Source organism: Pseudomonas sp. GD03875, assembly GCF_029840585.1.
Taxonomy (GTDB): domain Bacteria; phylum Pseudomonadota; class Gammaproteobacteria; order Pseudomonadales; family Pseudomonadaceae; genus Aquipseudomonas; species Aquipseudomonas paralcaligenes.
In genome coordinates, this window is the sequence record NZ_JAOCCV010000056.1 from 1 (window position 1) to 13,668 (window position 13,668).

14 protein-coding genes and 1 riboswitch are annotated in these 13,668 nt (G+C 69.1%); of the genes, 11 read left to right on the forward strand and 3 right to left on the reverse strand.

Features of this window, described 5'->3' with window-relative positions; all coding sequences use genetic code 11:
• Nucleotides 1-227: 227 nt before the first annotated feature.
• The 11 genes from N5D30_RS25425 (at nt 228) to N5D30_RS25475 (ending at nt 7,926) form a co-directional block, all read left to right on the forward strand.
• Complete coding sequence (locus N5D30_RS25425; protein WP_279911227.1) at nt 228-890, forward strand: riboflavin synthase; 663 nt, start codon at nt 228-230, stop codon at nt 888-890.
• An 11-nt stretch (nt 891-901) separates the two neighbouring features.
• Nucleotides 902-1,981 carry a bifunctional 3,4-dihydroxy-2-butanone-4-phosphate synthase/GTP cyclohydrolase II gene (ribBA, locus tag N5D30_RS25430; RefSeq protein WP_220814687.1) on the forward strand — a complete coding sequence of 360 codons (1,080 nt, stop codon included), beginning with the start codon at nt 902-904 and terminating at the stop codon, nt 1,979-1,981.
• Nucleotides 1,982-2,066: 85 nt separating this feature from the next.
• Nucleotides 2,067-2,543, forward strand: coding sequence for a 6,7-dimethyl-8-ribityllumazine synthase (gene ribE, locus N5D30_RS25435; protein WP_043310363.1), 477 nt, complete (start codon nt 2,067-2,069; stop codon nt 2,541-2,543).
• Nucleotides 2,540-3,025, forward strand: coding sequence for a transcription antitermination factor NusB (gene nusB, locus N5D30_RS25440; RefSeq protein ID WP_279911228.1), 486 nt, complete (start codon nt 2,540-2,542; stop codon nt 3,023-3,025). The genes ribE and nusB overlap by 4 nt, the downstream gene beginning before the upstream one ends.
• Nucleotides 3,026-3,089: 64 nt before the next feature.
• Nucleotides 3,090-4,055, forward strand: a complete 966-nt coding sequence (gene thiL / locus N5D30_RS25445; RefSeq protein ID WP_279911229.1) for a thiamine-phosphate kinase — start codon at nt 3,090-3,092, stop codon at nt 4,053-4,055.
• Nucleotides 4,048-4,533 carry a phosphatidylglycerophosphatase A gene (locus tag N5D30_RS25450; protein WP_262880365.1) on the forward strand — a complete coding sequence of 162 codons (486 nt, stop codon included), beginning with the start codon at nt 4,048-4,050 and terminating at the stop codon, nt 4,531-4,533. Before thiL ends, N5D30_RS25450 begins: the two co-directional genes overlap by 8 nt.
• Nucleotides 4,534-4,541: 8 nt before the next feature.
• Nucleotides 4,542-5,303, forward strand: a complete 762-nt coding sequence (locus tag N5D30_RS25455) for a transporter substrate-binding domain-containing protein (RefSeq protein WP_279911230.1) — start codon at nt 4,542-4,544, stop codon at nt 5,301-5,303.
• Nucleotides 5,290-5,940, forward strand: coding sequence for a TIGR02281 family clan AA aspartic protease (locus tag N5D30_RS25460; protein ID WP_279911231.1), 651 nt, complete (start codon nt 5,290-5,292; stop codon nt 5,938-5,940). The genes N5D30_RS25455 and N5D30_RS25460 overlap by 14 nt, the downstream gene beginning before the upstream one ends.
• 165 nt (nt 5,941-6,105) lie before the next feature.
• A complete protein-coding gene (gene ribA / locus N5D30_RS25465; protein WP_279901881.1) occupies nt 6,106-6,717 on the forward strand; it encodes a GTP cyclohydrolase II in 612 nt (203 codons plus the stop codon).
• Nucleotides 6,714-7,133 (forward strand): MFS transporter, encoded by a 420-nt coding sequence (locus tag N5D30_RS25470; protein ID WP_279911232.1) that lies wholly within the window; start codon nt 6,714-6,716, stop codon nt 7,131-7,133. The genes ribA and N5D30_RS25470 overlap by 4 nt, the downstream gene beginning before the upstream one ends.
• Nucleotides 7,126-7,926, forward strand: coding sequence for a helical backbone metal receptor (locus tag N5D30_RS25475; RefSeq protein WP_262880366.1), 801 nt, complete (start codon nt 7,126-7,128; stop codon nt 7,924-7,926). The genes N5D30_RS25470 and N5D30_RS25475 overlap by 8 nt, the downstream gene beginning before the upstream one ends.
• Nucleotides 7,927-8,308: 382 nt before the next feature.
• On the opposite strand, the gene N5D30_RS25480 is transcribed toward N5D30_RS25475, so the two are convergent.
• From N5D30_RS25480 to dxs, 3 genes are all read right to left on the reverse strand, one after another.
• A complete protein-coding gene (locus tag N5D30_RS25480; RefSeq protein WP_279911233.1) occupies nt 8,309-10,216 on the reverse strand; it encodes a TonB-dependent receptor in 1,908 nt (635 codons plus the stop codon).
• An 87-nt stretch (nt 10,217-10,303) separates the two neighbouring features.
• Nucleotides 10,304-10,532: riboswitch (cobalamin riboswitch) on the reverse strand.
• A 30-nt stretch (nt 10,533-10,562) separates the two neighbouring features.
• Nucleotides 10,563-11,480 carry a LysR family transcriptional regulator gene (locus N5D30_RS25485; protein ID WP_279911234.1) on the reverse strand — a complete coding sequence of 306 codons (918 nt, stop codon included), beginning with the start codon at nt 11,478-11,480 and terminating at the stop codon, nt 10,563-10,565.
• An 87-nt stretch (nt 11,481-11,567) separates the two neighbouring features.
• Nucleotides 11,568-13,463: a 1-deoxy-D-xylulose-5-phosphate synthase gene (gene dxs / locus N5D30_RS25490; RefSeq protein WP_279911235.1), complete on the reverse strand. Its 1,896-nt coding sequence runs from the start codon at nt 13,461-13,463 to the stop codon at nt 11,568-11,570.
• Between the last annotated feature and the right edge of the window lie 205 nt (nt 13,464-13,668).

Here is a 13,668-nt window from a genome sequence, read left to right on the forward strand (position 1 = left end):
CTTCGGCCTAGCCCGCGAGCGCTCGCCACGGCACCTGCCGCGCGAGGTCAAGCAGACCCGGTGCGATTCCGGGGCCGACGGTATAGTCCGGATAAAGAGAGAGCGGGATTCCCTTCCGGGGCGCCATCGGCTGCGCCCGCGAAAATCCCTATCGATCGGCATTGCCCTGTTTTTGACCAAAACAGGAGATCATCCATGCTGCTTTGCAAGACTCACCGGGAGGACGCATGTTCACCGGCATAATCGAATCCATCGGCACCATCCGTGCGCTGACGCCCAAGGGCGGCGACGTGCGCGTCTACGTCGAGACCGGCAAGCTGGACCTCGGCGACGTCAAGCTGGGCGACAGCATCGCGGTCAACGGCGTGTGCCTGACCGCGGTCGAGCTGCCCGGCGACGGCTTCTGGGCCGATGTCAGCCGCGAGACCCTGACCCGCACCGCTTTTGTCGAGCTGAAGGCCGGCAGCCGGGTCAATCTGGAGAAGGCCCTGACGCCGACCAGCCGCCTGGGCGGTCATCTGGTCAGTGGCCATGTCGACGGGGTCGGCGAGATCGTCAAGCGCGAGGAAAATGCCCGCGCCATCCAGTTCACCGTGCGTGCGCCGCGCGAGCTGGCCAAGTACATCGCGCTCAAGGGCTCGATCACAGTCGACGGCACCAGCCTGACGGTCAACGCAGTCAACGGCGCCGAGTTCGAGCTGACCATCGTGCCGCACACCCTGGTCGAGACCATCATGGCCGACTACCGCCCCGGGCGCCGGGTCAACCTCGAAGTGGACCTGCTGGCGCGCTACCTGGAGCGCCTGCTGCTCGGCGACAAGGCCGCCGAGCCCAGCTCGTCCGGCATCAGCGAAGCCTTCCTGGCCGAACACGGCTACCTGAACAAGTGAGACGCGCCGCCATGGCCCTGAATACCGCAGAAGAACTGATCGAAGACATCCGCGCCGGCAAGATGGTCATCCTCATGGATGACGAGGATCGCGAGAACGAGGGCGACGTGATCATCGCCTCCGAATGCGTGACCGCCGAGCACATCAACTTCATGGCCCGCTTCGCCCGCGGCCTGATCTGCATGCCGATGACCCGCGAGCGCTGCGAGACGCTCAACCTGCCGCTGATGGCGCCGCGCAACGGCTCCGGCTTCGGCACCAAGTTCACCGTCTCCATCGAGGCTGCCGAGGGCGTCACCACCGGCATCTCCGCCGCCGACCGCGCGCGCACCGTGCAGGCCGCCGTCGCCAAGAGTGCGGTGGCCGACGATATCGTCAGCCCCGGCCACATCTTCCCGCTGATGGCCCAGCCCGGCGGCGTGTTGGCCCGCGCCGGCCACACCGAGGCGGCCTGCGACCTGGCGCGCATGGCCGGCTTCGAGCCTTCCGGGGTGATCTGCGAGGTGATGAACGACGACGGCACCATGGCCCGCCGCCCGGAGCTGGAGAAGTTCGCCGAGGAGCACGGCCTGAAGATCGGTACCATCGCCGACCTGATCCACTACCGGCTGATCCACGAGCGCACCGTCGAGCGCGTCAGCGAGCAGCCGCTGGACACCGAGCTGGGCCAGTTCACCCTGGTCACCTACCGCGACGGCGTGGAGAACACCGCGCACATGGCCCTGACCCTGGGCAAGGTATGTGCCGAGGAACCGACCCTGGTGCGGGTGCACAACATGGAGCCGCTGCGCGACCTGTTCCTGGTCAAGCAGCCGGGCCGCTGGAGCCTGCGCGCGGCCATGTCCGAGGTGGCGAAGGCCGGCAGCGGTGTGGTGCTGCTGCTGGGCAACCCGCTCACCGGCCCCGAGCTGCTGGCCCACCTGGGTAAGCAGCCGACGCCGAGCCCGGCGACCTACAGCACCGTCGGCGCCGGCTCGCAGATCCTCCGCGATCTGGGTGTGCGCAAGATGCGCCTGATGAGTTCGCCGATGAAGTTCAACGCCATATCCGGCTTCGATCTGGAAGTTGTAGAATACCTGCCCGCTGAATGAGGCCCGCCGCGGCCTTCGTTCATATCCTATGTTTACGGGGCGCCCCCGCGGCGCCCCGGCTCTTTATCCGAACCGAGACTCGCCCATGACCCTGAAGACCATCGAAGGTACCTTCATCGCGCCGCAAGGCAAATACGCCCTGGTGGTTGGCCGCTTCAACAGCTTCGTCGTCGAGAGCCTGGTCAGCGGCGCCGTCGACGCCCTGGTCCGCCACGGTGTGAAGGAAAGCGACATCACCGTCATCCGCGCCCCGGGCGCCTTCGAGATCCCGCTGGTCACCCAGAAGGTCGCCCAGCGCGGCGAATTCGCCGCCATCATCGCCCTCGGCGCGGTGATCCGTGGCGGTACCCCCCACTTCGAATACGTCGCCGGCGAGTGCACCAAGGGCCTGGCCCAGGTATCCATGGAATACGGCGTGCCGGTCGCCTTCGGCGTGCTGACCGTCGACTCCATCGAGCAGGCCATCGAGCGCTCCGGCACCAAGGCCGGCAACAAGGGCGCCGAGGCCGCGCTGTCCGCCCTGGAAATGGTCAGCCTGCTGGCGGCCCTGGAGGCCAAGTGAGCCTGAATCACGACGACAACCAGGACGCTCCGCAGCCCAAGGCCAAGGGCAAGATCGCGCAGCGTCGCGTGGCCCGTAGCCTGGCCATGCAGGCGCTGTACCAGTGGCACATGGCCGGCCAGTCGCTGAACGAGATCGAGGCGCAGTTCCGCGTCGACAACGACTTCAGCGGCGTCGACGGCGCCTACTTCCACGAGATCCTCACCGGTGTGGCGCGGCAGAAGACCGAGCTGGACGCGTCTTTCGCGCCGTTCCTGAGCATTCCGCTGGACGAGCTGGACCCGGTCGAACTGGCCATCTTGCGCCTGTCCGCCTGGGAGCTGAAGGATCGCGTCGACGTGCCCTACAAGGTGGTGATCAACGAGGGCATCGAGCTGGCCAAGGTGTTCGGCGCCACCGACGGGCACAAGTTCGTCAACGGCGTGCTGGACAAGCTGGCGCCGGAGCTGCGCGCGGCCGAAGTCAAGGCCAACAAGCGCTGACGGATGGGCTGCCTGGCGTTCCCTCACCCCCAACCCCTTTCCCAGAGGGAGAGGGGCGCGTTTCGTGGGTGAGTTCGAGCTGATCCGCCGCTACTTCGCCGCCGCGCCCTGCGCGCAGGCGGCCGAGGGTGTGGCGCTGGGCATCGGCGACGACTGCGCCCTGCTGCAGCCCGGTGCTGGCCGGCAGCTGGCCGTGTCCACCGACACCCTGGTGGCCGGCGTGCATTTCCCCGACCCCTGCGATGCCTTCCTGCTCGGCCAGCGCGCGCTGGCGGTCAACGTCAGCGACCTCGCCGCGATGGGCGCCGAGCCGCTGGCCTTCACCCTCGCCCTGACCCTGCCCGATGCCCGCGCCGACTGGCTGGACGGCCTCGCCCGCGGCCTGTCGCAGATGGCCGGGCACTGTGCCATCGCCCTGGTCGGCGGCGACACCACCCGCGGTCCGCTGAGCCTGACCCTCACCGTGTTTGGCCAGGTGCCGGCCGGTCAGGCCCTGACCCGGGCCGGCGCGCGGCCGGGCGACCTGCTGTGCGTTGGCGGCAGCCTGGGCGATGGCGCCGGCGCGCTGCCGCTGGTGCTGGGCCGGCAGGCGGCCGTGGGCGCCGACGCCGACTATCTGCTGCAACGCTACTGGGCGCCCGAGCCGCAGCTGGCCCTGGGGCAGTGGCTGCGCGGTCGGGCGACGGCGGCGCTGGACATCTCCGACGGCCTGCTGGCCGACTGCGGCCATATCGCCGCTGCGTCGGGGCTGTCCCTGGAGATCGAGCTGGAGCGCCTGCCGCTGTCGCCGGCGCTGCGGGCGCTGGCCGGCACGGCGGCGACGGACTGCGCGCTGGGCGGTGGCGACGACTACCGGCTGGCGTTTACCCTGCCGCCTGAACTCCTGCCGGGGCTGCAGGCCCAATGGCCGGAGGCCGCGGTGATCGGCCGGGCACGGCCGGGACAGGGTGTGAGCCTGGTGAACGGCCAGGGCCGCCACCACGAGCCGTCAAGGACGGGCTATCAACATTTCGGGAGTCGTGGTGACTGAACTGGTGAAAGTGGCGCCGCAGGTCTGGCGCAACCCCTGGCATTTCCTCGCCTTCGGTTTCGGCTCCGGCCTCATGCCCAAGGCACCGGGCACCTGGGGCTCGCTGGTGGCCATCCCCTTCATTCCCCTGTGGCAGATGCTGCCGGACTGGGGCTACTGGCTGATGCTCGGCGTGACCATGCTGTTCGGCTTCTGGCTGTGCGGCCGGGTGGCCGAGGACATGGGCGTGCACGACCACGAAGGCATCGTCTGGGACGAGATGGTCGGCATGTGGATCACCCTCTGGCTGGTGCCGGAAGGCTGGCAGTGGTTGCTGCTAGGCTTTCTGGTGTTCCGGCTGTTCGACATCATCAAGCCTTGGCCCATCCGCTGGATCGACCGCCATGTGCACGGTGGCATCGGCATCATGCTGGACGATGTGCTGGCCGGGGTGTTCGCCTGGGTCGCCATGCAACTGCTGGTGTGGGGGCTGGCCTGAGCCGAGGGATGCGGATGCGCGCGTGGATGCTGGGGTTGCTGCTCGGTCTGGTCGGACTCTCCGCCCAGGCGAGCCAGGCGCTGCCCGACAAGGTCCAGCTGGTCAGCGAATACTGGGCCGACTACACCAACCGCGATGGCAGCGGCATGGCCTGGGAAATCATGCGCAAGGTGTTCGAGCCAGCCGGGGTGCGGGTGGACTACCGCAACGTGCCCTACACCCGCTCAGTCGGCCTGGTGCAGCGCGGCGAGGCTGATGCCTGGCTGGGTTCCTACCTCGGCGAGGTCGAAGACAAAGTCGTCTACCCGCGCTGGCCGTATGACGCCGACCTCATCGCGGCGCTCGGGCTCGTGGAGCAGCCGGTGCCCGACCTGCACGACCTGAAGAAGTACCGGCTGGCCTGGATGCGCGGCTACGGCTTCCAGAAGTATCTGCCGGGGCCGCTGAACTTCCAGGAGATCGAGCGGCGTTCCGGCATCCTGGGGATGCTCGAACGGGGCCATGCCGACTTCTACATCGACGCCATCACCGAGGCCACAGACGTGCAGGAAAGCGGGCCGCAGCCGGAACGCTTTCGCATCACGGCGCTGACCCGCTTGCCGCTGTACGTCGGCTTTGCCGATACTGCGCGCGGGCGTGCCCTGGCCGAGTTGTATGACCGGCGCATGACCGAACTGGTGCGCGATGGCAGCCTGCGGCCGATCTTCCGGCGCTGGTCCCAGGAGTACCCCTTCGACGAGGACATGGAGAGACCCGATGCGTCGCCTTGAGCTGTTCGCCGCCGGCCTGTTGCTGGCCCTGACCCCGCAGCTGCACGCCGAGCCCCAGGTGCAGGTGGTCGGCCTGTTTCCCGGTGCCGCGGTGCTGCTGGTCGACGGCCACCGCAAGTTGGTGCGCACCGGGCAGACCGGACCGGGCGGGGTCAAGGTGGTGAGCGCCGACAACAAGGGCGCGGTGCTGGAAGTCGACGGGGTGCAGCGCAGCTACGCGCTGTCGCGCGAGTACAACCAGGCCGGCCCTACCGAATCGCAGAAGACCCAGTTCAGCATCAGCCGCGGTGCCGGCAACCACTACTGGGTGGCTGGCTCCATCGACGGTCACCCGGTGCAGTTCCTGGTCGACACCGGTGCCACCACGGTGGCGATGAACGAAGGCCAGGCCCGCCGTCTGGGCCTCGACTACCGGGTGGATGGCCGGCCCATGATGGTCAGCACCGCCGGCGGCAATATCAAGGCCTGGCGGGTCAAGCTGGACCGCGTCAAGGTCGGCGGCCTGGAGGTGCTCGGCGTGGAGGGCGCGGTGCTGGAGGGTGACTCGCCCACCGAAGTGCTGTTAGGCATGAGCTTCCTCAGCCGGGTGCGCTGGCGCGAGGAAAACGGCGTGCTGCAGCTGGAATCCAAGCTCTAGCGCCAACCGCGGGGTGCACCCCGCGCTCCCGTGCCACTCGCAGATGGCGCATCTGCCCGTCAGATCGGCCCTTTCGATCCTTATCGACGACAATTCAGGCTGCGCCTGCCCCCGCGCTGGCTGGTACAATGCGGCCCTTTCCGCCGAACCTCACAGGAGCACCCGGTGTCCGTCGTCTTCGTCGCCGCCTCCCAGCTGCCCACGCCCTTCGCGGTCTTCACCATGCATGGTTTCCTCGACGAGGAGAGCGGCAAGGAGCATGTGGCCCTGACCCTGGGCGACGTCGCCGACGGGCGGCCGGTGCTGGGCCGCCTGCACTCCGAGTGCCTGACCGGCGACGCCCTGTTCAGCCAGCGCTGCGACTGCGGCGCCCAGCTCGAAGCCGCCCTGCGCGCCATCGCCGCCGAGGGCCGTGGCGTGCTGTTGTACCTGCGCCAGGAGGGCCGTGGCATCGGCCTGCTGAACAAGATCCGCGCCTACGAGCTGCAGGACGGCGGCGCCGACACCGTCGAGGCCAACGAGCGCCTGGGCTTCGCCGCCGACCAGCGCGACTACACGATCTGCCAGCCGATGCTCGATCACCTGGGCATCCGCGCCATCAACCTGATGACCAACAACCCGCGCAAGGTCAAGGCGCTGGAGGACATCGGCGTGCGCGTGGCCGAGCGCCGGGCGCTGGAGGCGGGGCACAACCCGCACAACCGCAAGTACCTGGCGACCAAGGTCGGCAAGCTCGGCCACATGCTCGGGCTGCTGCACCAGGCGGAGGAAGAATGACCCGCGCCGAGGTGCGCCGCCGGCTCGCCCTCGAATGGTGGCGCTGGCTCGGCTTCGCCCTTGGCCCGCTGTTCCTCCTCAACCTGCTGTTCGGCGGCAGCCAGGCGCTCGGCAGCGTGCTGGAAATGCCGCTGTTCATCGCCGGCATGGCATCCATGTTCGTCAGCCTGCCGCTGTTTTCCGGCTACAAGCGCGCCCTGATCGCCACCCAGGCGGCGCTGGACGGCGAGCACGAGCGCGAGGCCTGGCTGGAGCTGGCCCGGCAGCGGCGCAAGGGGTTCCTCGGCGCCGGCCTGCCGGCCTGGATCGCCGCCCTGGCGCTGTTCAGCGGGCTCAACGCCGTCGCCCTGATCCTCCTGGCCATGAGCAGCGTGGTGTTGCTCTGCCTGTATCGCATCCCGCGCCAGCTTGGCTAGACCGCTGCTGCTCGCCTGCCTGCTCCTGGCCTGCCAGCCGCTGGTGGCGGCCGAGCGGGTGGTCAGCCTGGCGCCGTCGATGTCGGAAATCGTCGTCGAGCTGGGCGCCCAGGATCGCCTGGTGGGATTGCTGGAAGGCGGCGAGCGGCCGGCGGAATTGGCCGAAGTGGCTTCGGTGGGGCGCTTCGGCACCCTGGAGCTGGAGACCCTGCTCAGCCTCAAGCCCGACCTGCTGCTGCTGACGCCCGGCAGCCTGCCCGACGCCCAGCGCCGCCAGCTCGACGACATGGGCATTCCCCTCTACTTCGGCGATCCCCGCGATCTGCAGCAGCTTGCCGAGCTGTTCGCCGAACTCGGCGAGCGGATGGGACGCGCCGAGCGCGGCCGTGAGCTGCGCGACGGTTTTCGCCAGGGCATGGCCGGGCTGCGCGCCCGCTACCACCGCGAGCCTGCGCTGCCGGTGTTCTACCAGATCTGGCACCAGCCGCTGTACACCGTGGGCGCTGGGCAGATCATCGGCGACGCGCTGAGCGTGTGCGGGGCGCGCAACGTGTTCGACGACCTGCGGATGCCGGCGCCGCAGATCGGCGTCGAGGCGGTGCTGGCCCGTTCGCCGCGGGTGATCCTGGGCGGCAGCGGCGCCGAACTGGAGCACTGGCGCGCCTGGCCGCAGCTGGCGGCGGTGCGCCTGGACCAGCTCTGGCCGGTGCCGGACAAGGGCATCGAACGCCCCAGCTTCCAGATGCTGGAAGCCACCGGGAAGCTGTGCGAACTGTTGGCGCGGGCCAGGTAGGAAGATGAACGGCACGCGGGTTTCACCCGCCCTACGGCGGGGCGGGTGAAACCCGCGCATGGCAAATGGGACAAAAGGCCCCATCCTGGGGACCCCCTGTCACTCAAGGCGTTTTCCATGGTTGGCGAGCGCCATTGACCCTGTGGGAGCGGACTTGTCCGCGAATTTCGCGGCCGAGGCCGCTCCCACACGAGCAGAATTAACGGGTTCATAGCCATCGGAATGCCGTTCAGCCTCTCCCACAAAGGCCGAGTCGGTTCGCCACAGCCGACTCGGGCATAGCCAAGGAAAAACGCCGTGATCCAGCAGGGGAGTCACGGCGTTTCTCTTGACCGACAGGCATTGCCCATCGTGGGGCCTTTCGCATTCCTCTGGCGAGGATTTACAGCTTCGGACTCCAGGTCAGGCCCAGCATCAGGCTGCGCGGGGTTTCCTGATAGCCGTAGTAGCGGTAGTCGCCGGCGTACTGGTACAGGGCGTTGCTGTAGCCCTTGTCCAGCACGTTGGCCAGTTTGAGGTCCAGGGCCAGCTCGTCGCTGGCCTTCCAGCTGCCGCGCAGGTCGAGCACGCCGTAGCCGGGAATCTCGCGCTGGTTGGCCACGTCGTCGTAGCGCTGGCTGAACAGCTGCCAGCTGGCGCCCACGGCGAAGGCACCGATGTCGCGGTCCAGGTCCAGGCTCAGGCTGCGCTTGGCGCGGCGCGCCAGGGTGTGGCCGCTGTCGCGGTCGCGTGGGTCGATGATGCTCAGCGCCAGGTTGCCGCGCCAGCCGAACAGGTCCTGTTGCAGGCTCGCCTCGAAGCCGTTGATGCGCGCCTCGTCGACGTTGTAGTTGCGGCCGATGTAGGTCATCGGGTCCCAGACGTAGGTGATCAGGTCGCGGATGTCGGTGCGGTACAGCGAGGCTTCCAGGCGGGTGCCTTCCGCCAGCTGGCTGCGCCACTGCAGCTCGACGCTTTTCGAGCGCTCGGGGTCGAGGTCCGGGTTGGCGCCCCAGCTGTCCGGGCCGTAGAGGTCGTTGAAGGTGGGCACGCGGAAGCCTTCGGCATAGGACAGCACCAGCTCGTTGGCGCTGTTCAGCGGCAGGGTCAGCGCGGCGTTCCAGGTGTTCTCGCTGCCGAACTGCTCGTTCTTGTCGTGGCGTAGGCCGATCTCGGTGGAGAAGTGCTCGCCACGGTAGCCGTGCTGCACGAACAGCGCCTGGTTCCAGCGGCTCTCCTCGCTGTACGCGGTGGCGCTGTGCAGCTTGTCCTTCAGGTAGTCGAGGCCGGCGCGCAGCTGGTGGCCGTTGCCCAGTTCCACGGTGTTCAGCCAGGCGGCGGAGTCGCGGTAGGTGTTGAACACGTCGCTGCCCGGGTAGAGCTTGTCGAGGTCTTCCTGGCGGTCTTCGCTGTGGCCCAGCTCCAGGCGGCTGTTCCAGTTGTCGCCGAGCTTCGCGTCCGCGTAGGCCGCCATGCTGCTCAGGCTGAATTCGCTCCAGGGCTGGGCCGGGAAGGTCTCGTAGGTGGTGGTGTCGAAGCGGCCGTAGGGGTTGTCGTACTCGCTCTTGCCGCGCTGGTCCAAGGCGCTGAGGCCGATCTCCAGGACGTCGCTGACGGCATGCGACAGGTTCAGGCCGAAGCTGCGGTTGCGGTAGGCGTCGTGGTCACGGTCGCTGTCGAAGGACAGGCCGGTGCGGTCGATGCCGTCGGTTTCCACCAGGCTGCCGGTGAGGTTGTAGCGGGTGCGCCCGTCGCCGCCGGACACGCCCAGGCTGCGCTCCCAGGTGCCGTCGCTGCCGCCGGCCAGGCGCAGCTGCGGGTTGACGCCCTGGCTCTCGCCGCGGCGGGTGAAGATCTGCACCACGCCGCCGAGGGCGTCCGCGCCGTACAGGGCCGAGCGCGAGCCGCGCAGCACCTCGACCCGCTCGATCTGCTCGATGCTTAGGTGCTGCAGCGCCGCGCCGCCGGCGGAGACCGAGCCGACGCGCACGCCGTCGATCAGCAGCAGGCTCTGGGCGTTGCTGGTGCCGCGGATGAACAGGCTGGTGTTGGCGCCGCGGCCGCCGTTGCGCACCACCTGCACGCCGGGCACGCGCGACAGCAGTTCGCCGACGCTGGCGGGGCGCAGGCGCTCGATGTCCTCACGGGTGAACACGCTGACCGCCGCGCTGCTCTCGCCGCGCGGCTGGGCCTCGCGGTTGGCGGTGACCACGGTGTCGGACAGTTTCAGCGCCTGGTCCAGGGGCAGGTCGTCGGCGAGTGTCAGGCCGGGGGCGAGCGCCACGGCCAGGGCGAGACGGGAAATCTTCATCATCGGTTCCTCAAAAGGTCAGGCTTTCGAGGAGGGCAGGAGCAGGCGTGGCGGGCGGCCGCACCTGATGGTGCCGCCCTCCGCAACACCAGTGGTCACCATGCAGGCCGGTATCCGGGCTCTCGACTCCCATCCGCCCGCCTTCCCGTGCCTGGGCACAGTGGCTTCGAGCGGACGCCGATCAGCGATCGGGGTCGATTACCGTTGCGGGGGCAGCGCCGGGATGGTTCGCGGGGAACGCACCGGCTTCCCGTTTAATGCCGTGGCGACGAGGCCGAGGGGCTTCGTCCGGCACACCTGGATGGGTGCGCGCGACCTTAAGCGCTTGGCCCCGCCAATACAAGTGCTATCGCGGCAGCAGCGCGTCGCCCCGCAGCGCCTGGGCGAGGTTGCGGCGGATGTCCTCGAAGCAGGCTTCCGCCAGCGGCGAGCGCGGCGCGCCGCTGGCCATGATCAGGCTCAGCGGGGCGAGGGTATGGGCGTCCTCGATGGGCACCAGGCGCAGGTGCTCGTCGTGGGCCTGGAGCGAGGCGTCCAGTGGCACCACCCCGCAGCACAGGCCCGCGCCGACCGCCTGCAAGAGGTGGAAGATCGAGTCGGTCTCCAGCCGCAGCTGCGGCTTGAGGGCGCGCTGGCGGAAGGCGTGGTCGATCGACTGGCGAAAGTGCATGCCGGCCGACAGCAGCCCCAGGGGCAGTTCGGCGACCGCCTGCCAGCCCAGGCCGGCGGGGTCGAAGCGGAAGTGCCGGGTGTCGTGGAGCAGACCCATGGCGGTGGGCTCCAGGCTGTGCACCGTGAAGTGCTCGCGGGTGGCGAGGCGCTCGATGTAGGCCAGGCCGAGGTCCAGCTGGTTGCGGGTGAGCTGTTCGAGGATCTGCTCGCTGCTCAGGGCGAACAGCTGGAAGCGCATCTGCGGATGGCTGGCGAACAGCAGTTCGACCAGGCGGATGGGGTCCAGCCCGGCCAGCGGCACCACGCCGAGGCGCAGGGTGCCGACCAGTTGCCCGCGGCAGGCCGCCGCCTCGGCATAGAGGCCGGCTTCCGCGTCCAGCAGGTTGTGGGCCCAGGCCAGGATGCGCTCGCCCGCCGGGGTGAATCCGAGGAAGCGCTGGTTGCGCCGGATCAGCTCCAGGCCCAGTTCGTCCTCCAGGTCGCGCAGGCGCATGGACAGGGTCGGCTGGGTGACATGGCAGTCGGTCGCGGCCAGGCCGAAGTGGCGGGTCCGTTCGAGGGCGACGAGAAACTTGAGCTGCTTGATGTCCATGCCGCATCCGTTCCGTACGGGCCGGGGCCGCGCATGGCGCGGCGCCGGGTCAGCCTGTGATGCCGCCGCGGATGCTGCCGGCCTGCCTCAGCCTTGCAGCTGTTCCAGGCGGCAACGCACCGCGGCCTCGATGCCCTGGGCGTCCAGGCCGCACTCGGCCAGCATCTCGGCCGGCTTGGCGTGTTCCACGTAGCCGTCGGGCAGGCCGAGCTGCAGCAGCGGTCCGACGATGCGCTCGGCGGCGAGGAATTCGCCGACGGCCGAGCCGGCACCGCCCATCACGGCGTTTTCCTCGATGGTCACCAGCAGCTCGTGGCTGCCGGCCAGTTCGCGCACCAGGGCCTCGTCCAGCGGCTTGACGAAGCGCATGTCGACCACCGTGGCGTCGAGCGCCTCGCCGACGCGCAGGGCCTCGGCCAGCTGCACGCCGAACGCCAGCAGGGCGACCCGCTGGCCGCGACGGCGAACCACCGCCTTGCCGATCGCCACTGGCTCCAGGGCCGGGTCGATGGGCGCGTTGGGGCCGCTGCCGCGCGGGTAGCGCACGGCGGCCGGGCCGGCGAAGTGGTAGCCGGTGGTCAGCAGCAGGCGCAGTTCGTTCTCGTCGCTGGGCGTTGCGATCAGCATGCCGGGGATGCAGCGCAGGTAGGAGATGTCGAAGCTGCCGGCGTGGGTCGGGCCGTCCTCGCCGACCAGGCCGGCGCGGTCGATGGCGAACAGCACGTCGAGGTTCTGCACCGCCACGTCGTGGATCAGCTGGTCGTAGGCGCGTTGGAGGAAGGTGGAGTAGATCGCCACCACCGGCTTGGCGCCGTCGCAGGCCAGGCCGGCGGCCAGGGTCACCGCGTGCTGCTCGGCGATGGCCACGTCGAAGTAGCGCTCGGGGAAGCGTTCGGCGAAGGCCACCAGGTCGGAGCCTTCCTTCATCGCCGGGGTGATGCCGACCAGGCGCTCGTCCTGCGCCGCCATGTCGCACAGCCACTGGCCGAACACGCTGGAGTACTTCGGCCCGGATGGCTTCTTCGGCTGGGCCGGGGCGTTGATCGGCTCCAGCTTGGTGATGGCGTGGTAGCCGATCGGGTCGGCCTCGGCCGGGGCGAAGCCCTTGCCTTTCTTGGTCACCACGTGGAGGAACTGCGGACCCTCCAGGTCGCGCATGTTGCGCAGGGTGGCGAGCAGGGTCGGCAGGTCGTGGCCGTCGATCGGGCCGATGTAGTTCCAGCCCAGCTCCTCGAACAGGGTGCCGGGCACCAGCATGCCCTTGGCGTGTTCCTCGGTCTTGCGCGCGATCTCCCAGGCGCCGGGCAGGCGCGAGAGGATCTTCTTGCTGCCTTCGCGCATGCTCGAGTAGGTGCGGCTGGAGAGGATCTTGGCCAGGTAGTTGGACAGGCCGCCGACGTTCTTGGAGATCGACATGTCGTTGTCGTTGAGCACCACGAGCATGTCGGCCTTGACGTCGGAGGCGTGGTTGAGCGCCTCGAAGGCCATGCCGGCGGTCAGCGCGCCGTCGCCGATCACCGCCACCGCCTTGCGCCTGCTGCCCTGCATGCGGGCGGCGATGGCCATGCCCAGGGCCGCGCTGATGCTGGTGCTGGAGTGGCCGACGCCGAAGGTGTCGTACTCGCTCTCGCTGCGCCGCGGGAAGGCGGCCAGGCCGTCCTTCTGGCGCAGGGTGCCCATGCGCTCGCGGCGGCCGGTGAGGATCTTGTGCGGATAGGCCTGGTGGCCCACGTCCCACACCAGGCGGTCGTCCGGGGTGTCGAAGACGTAGTGCAGGGCGATGGTCAGTTCGATCACGCCGAGGCCGGCGCCGAAGTGCCCGCCGGTCTGGCCGACGCTGTACAGCAGGTACTGGCGCAGCTCGTCGGCGAGGCTTTCCAGCTCGCTCTCGGCCAGGCGGCGCAGGCCGTCCGGGGTGTCCGCACGGTCGAGCAGGGGCGTGGCAGGGCGCTCGCGGGGGATCTCGTGGAAAGTGGTCGGCATCAGGCGGATCGTTATAGGCGTACAAAAGATGCGGCAGTTTACCTGAAGCGCTGGAAACAGCCCAAACGACCTGTAACGGGATCGAACGGCGGGGCGGCCCCGCCCCGGATCACGGCACCCTACGCGCCATAGTGGCGGTCGAGGAAGTCCAGCAGCAGGGCGTTGACCCGCGCGCCGTCCTCGCTCTGCAGCCAGTGGCCGCAGC

What these genes read in the sequence shown, in the direction of transcription:
- N5D30_RS25425 (WP_279911227.1), top strand. Translation starts at nt 228, where the DNA reads ATGTTCACCGGCATAATCGAATCCATCGGCACCATCCGTGCGCTGACG.
- ribBA (WP_220814687.1), top strand. Translation starts at nt 902, where the DNA reads ATGGCCCTGAATACCGCAGAAGAACTGATCGAAGACATCCGCGCCGGC.
- ribE (WP_043310363.1), top strand. Translation starts at nt 2,067, where the DNA reads ATGACCCTGAAGACCATCGAAGGTACCTTCATCGCGCCGCAAGGCAAA.
- N5D30_RS25455 (WP_279911230.1), top strand. Translation starts at nt 4,542, where the DNA reads ATGCGGATGCGCGCGTGGATGCTGGGGTTGCTGCTCGGTCTGGTCGGA.
- N5D30_RS25460 (WP_279911231.1), top strand. Translation starts at nt 5,290, where the DNA reads ATGCGTCGCCTTGAGCTGTTCGCCGCCGGCCTGTTGCTGGCCCTGACC.
- N5D30_RS25470 (WP_279911232.1), top strand. Translation starts at nt 6,714, where the DNA reads ATGACCCGCGCCGAGGTGCGCCGCCGGCTCGCCCTCGAATGGTGGCGC.
- N5D30_RS25480 (WP_279911233.1), bottom strand. Translation starts at nt 10,216, where the DNA reads ATGAAGATTTCCCGTCTCGCCCTGGCCGTGGCGCTCGCCCCCGGCCTG.
- N5D30_RS25485 (WP_279911234.1), bottom strand. Translation starts at nt 11,480, where the DNA reads ATGGACATCAAGCAGCTCAAGTTTCTCGTCGCCCTCGAACGGACCCGC.
- dxs (WP_279911235.1), bottom strand. Translation starts at nt 13,463, where the DNA reads ATGCCGACCACTTTCCACGAGATCCCCCGCGAGCGCCCTGCCACGCCC.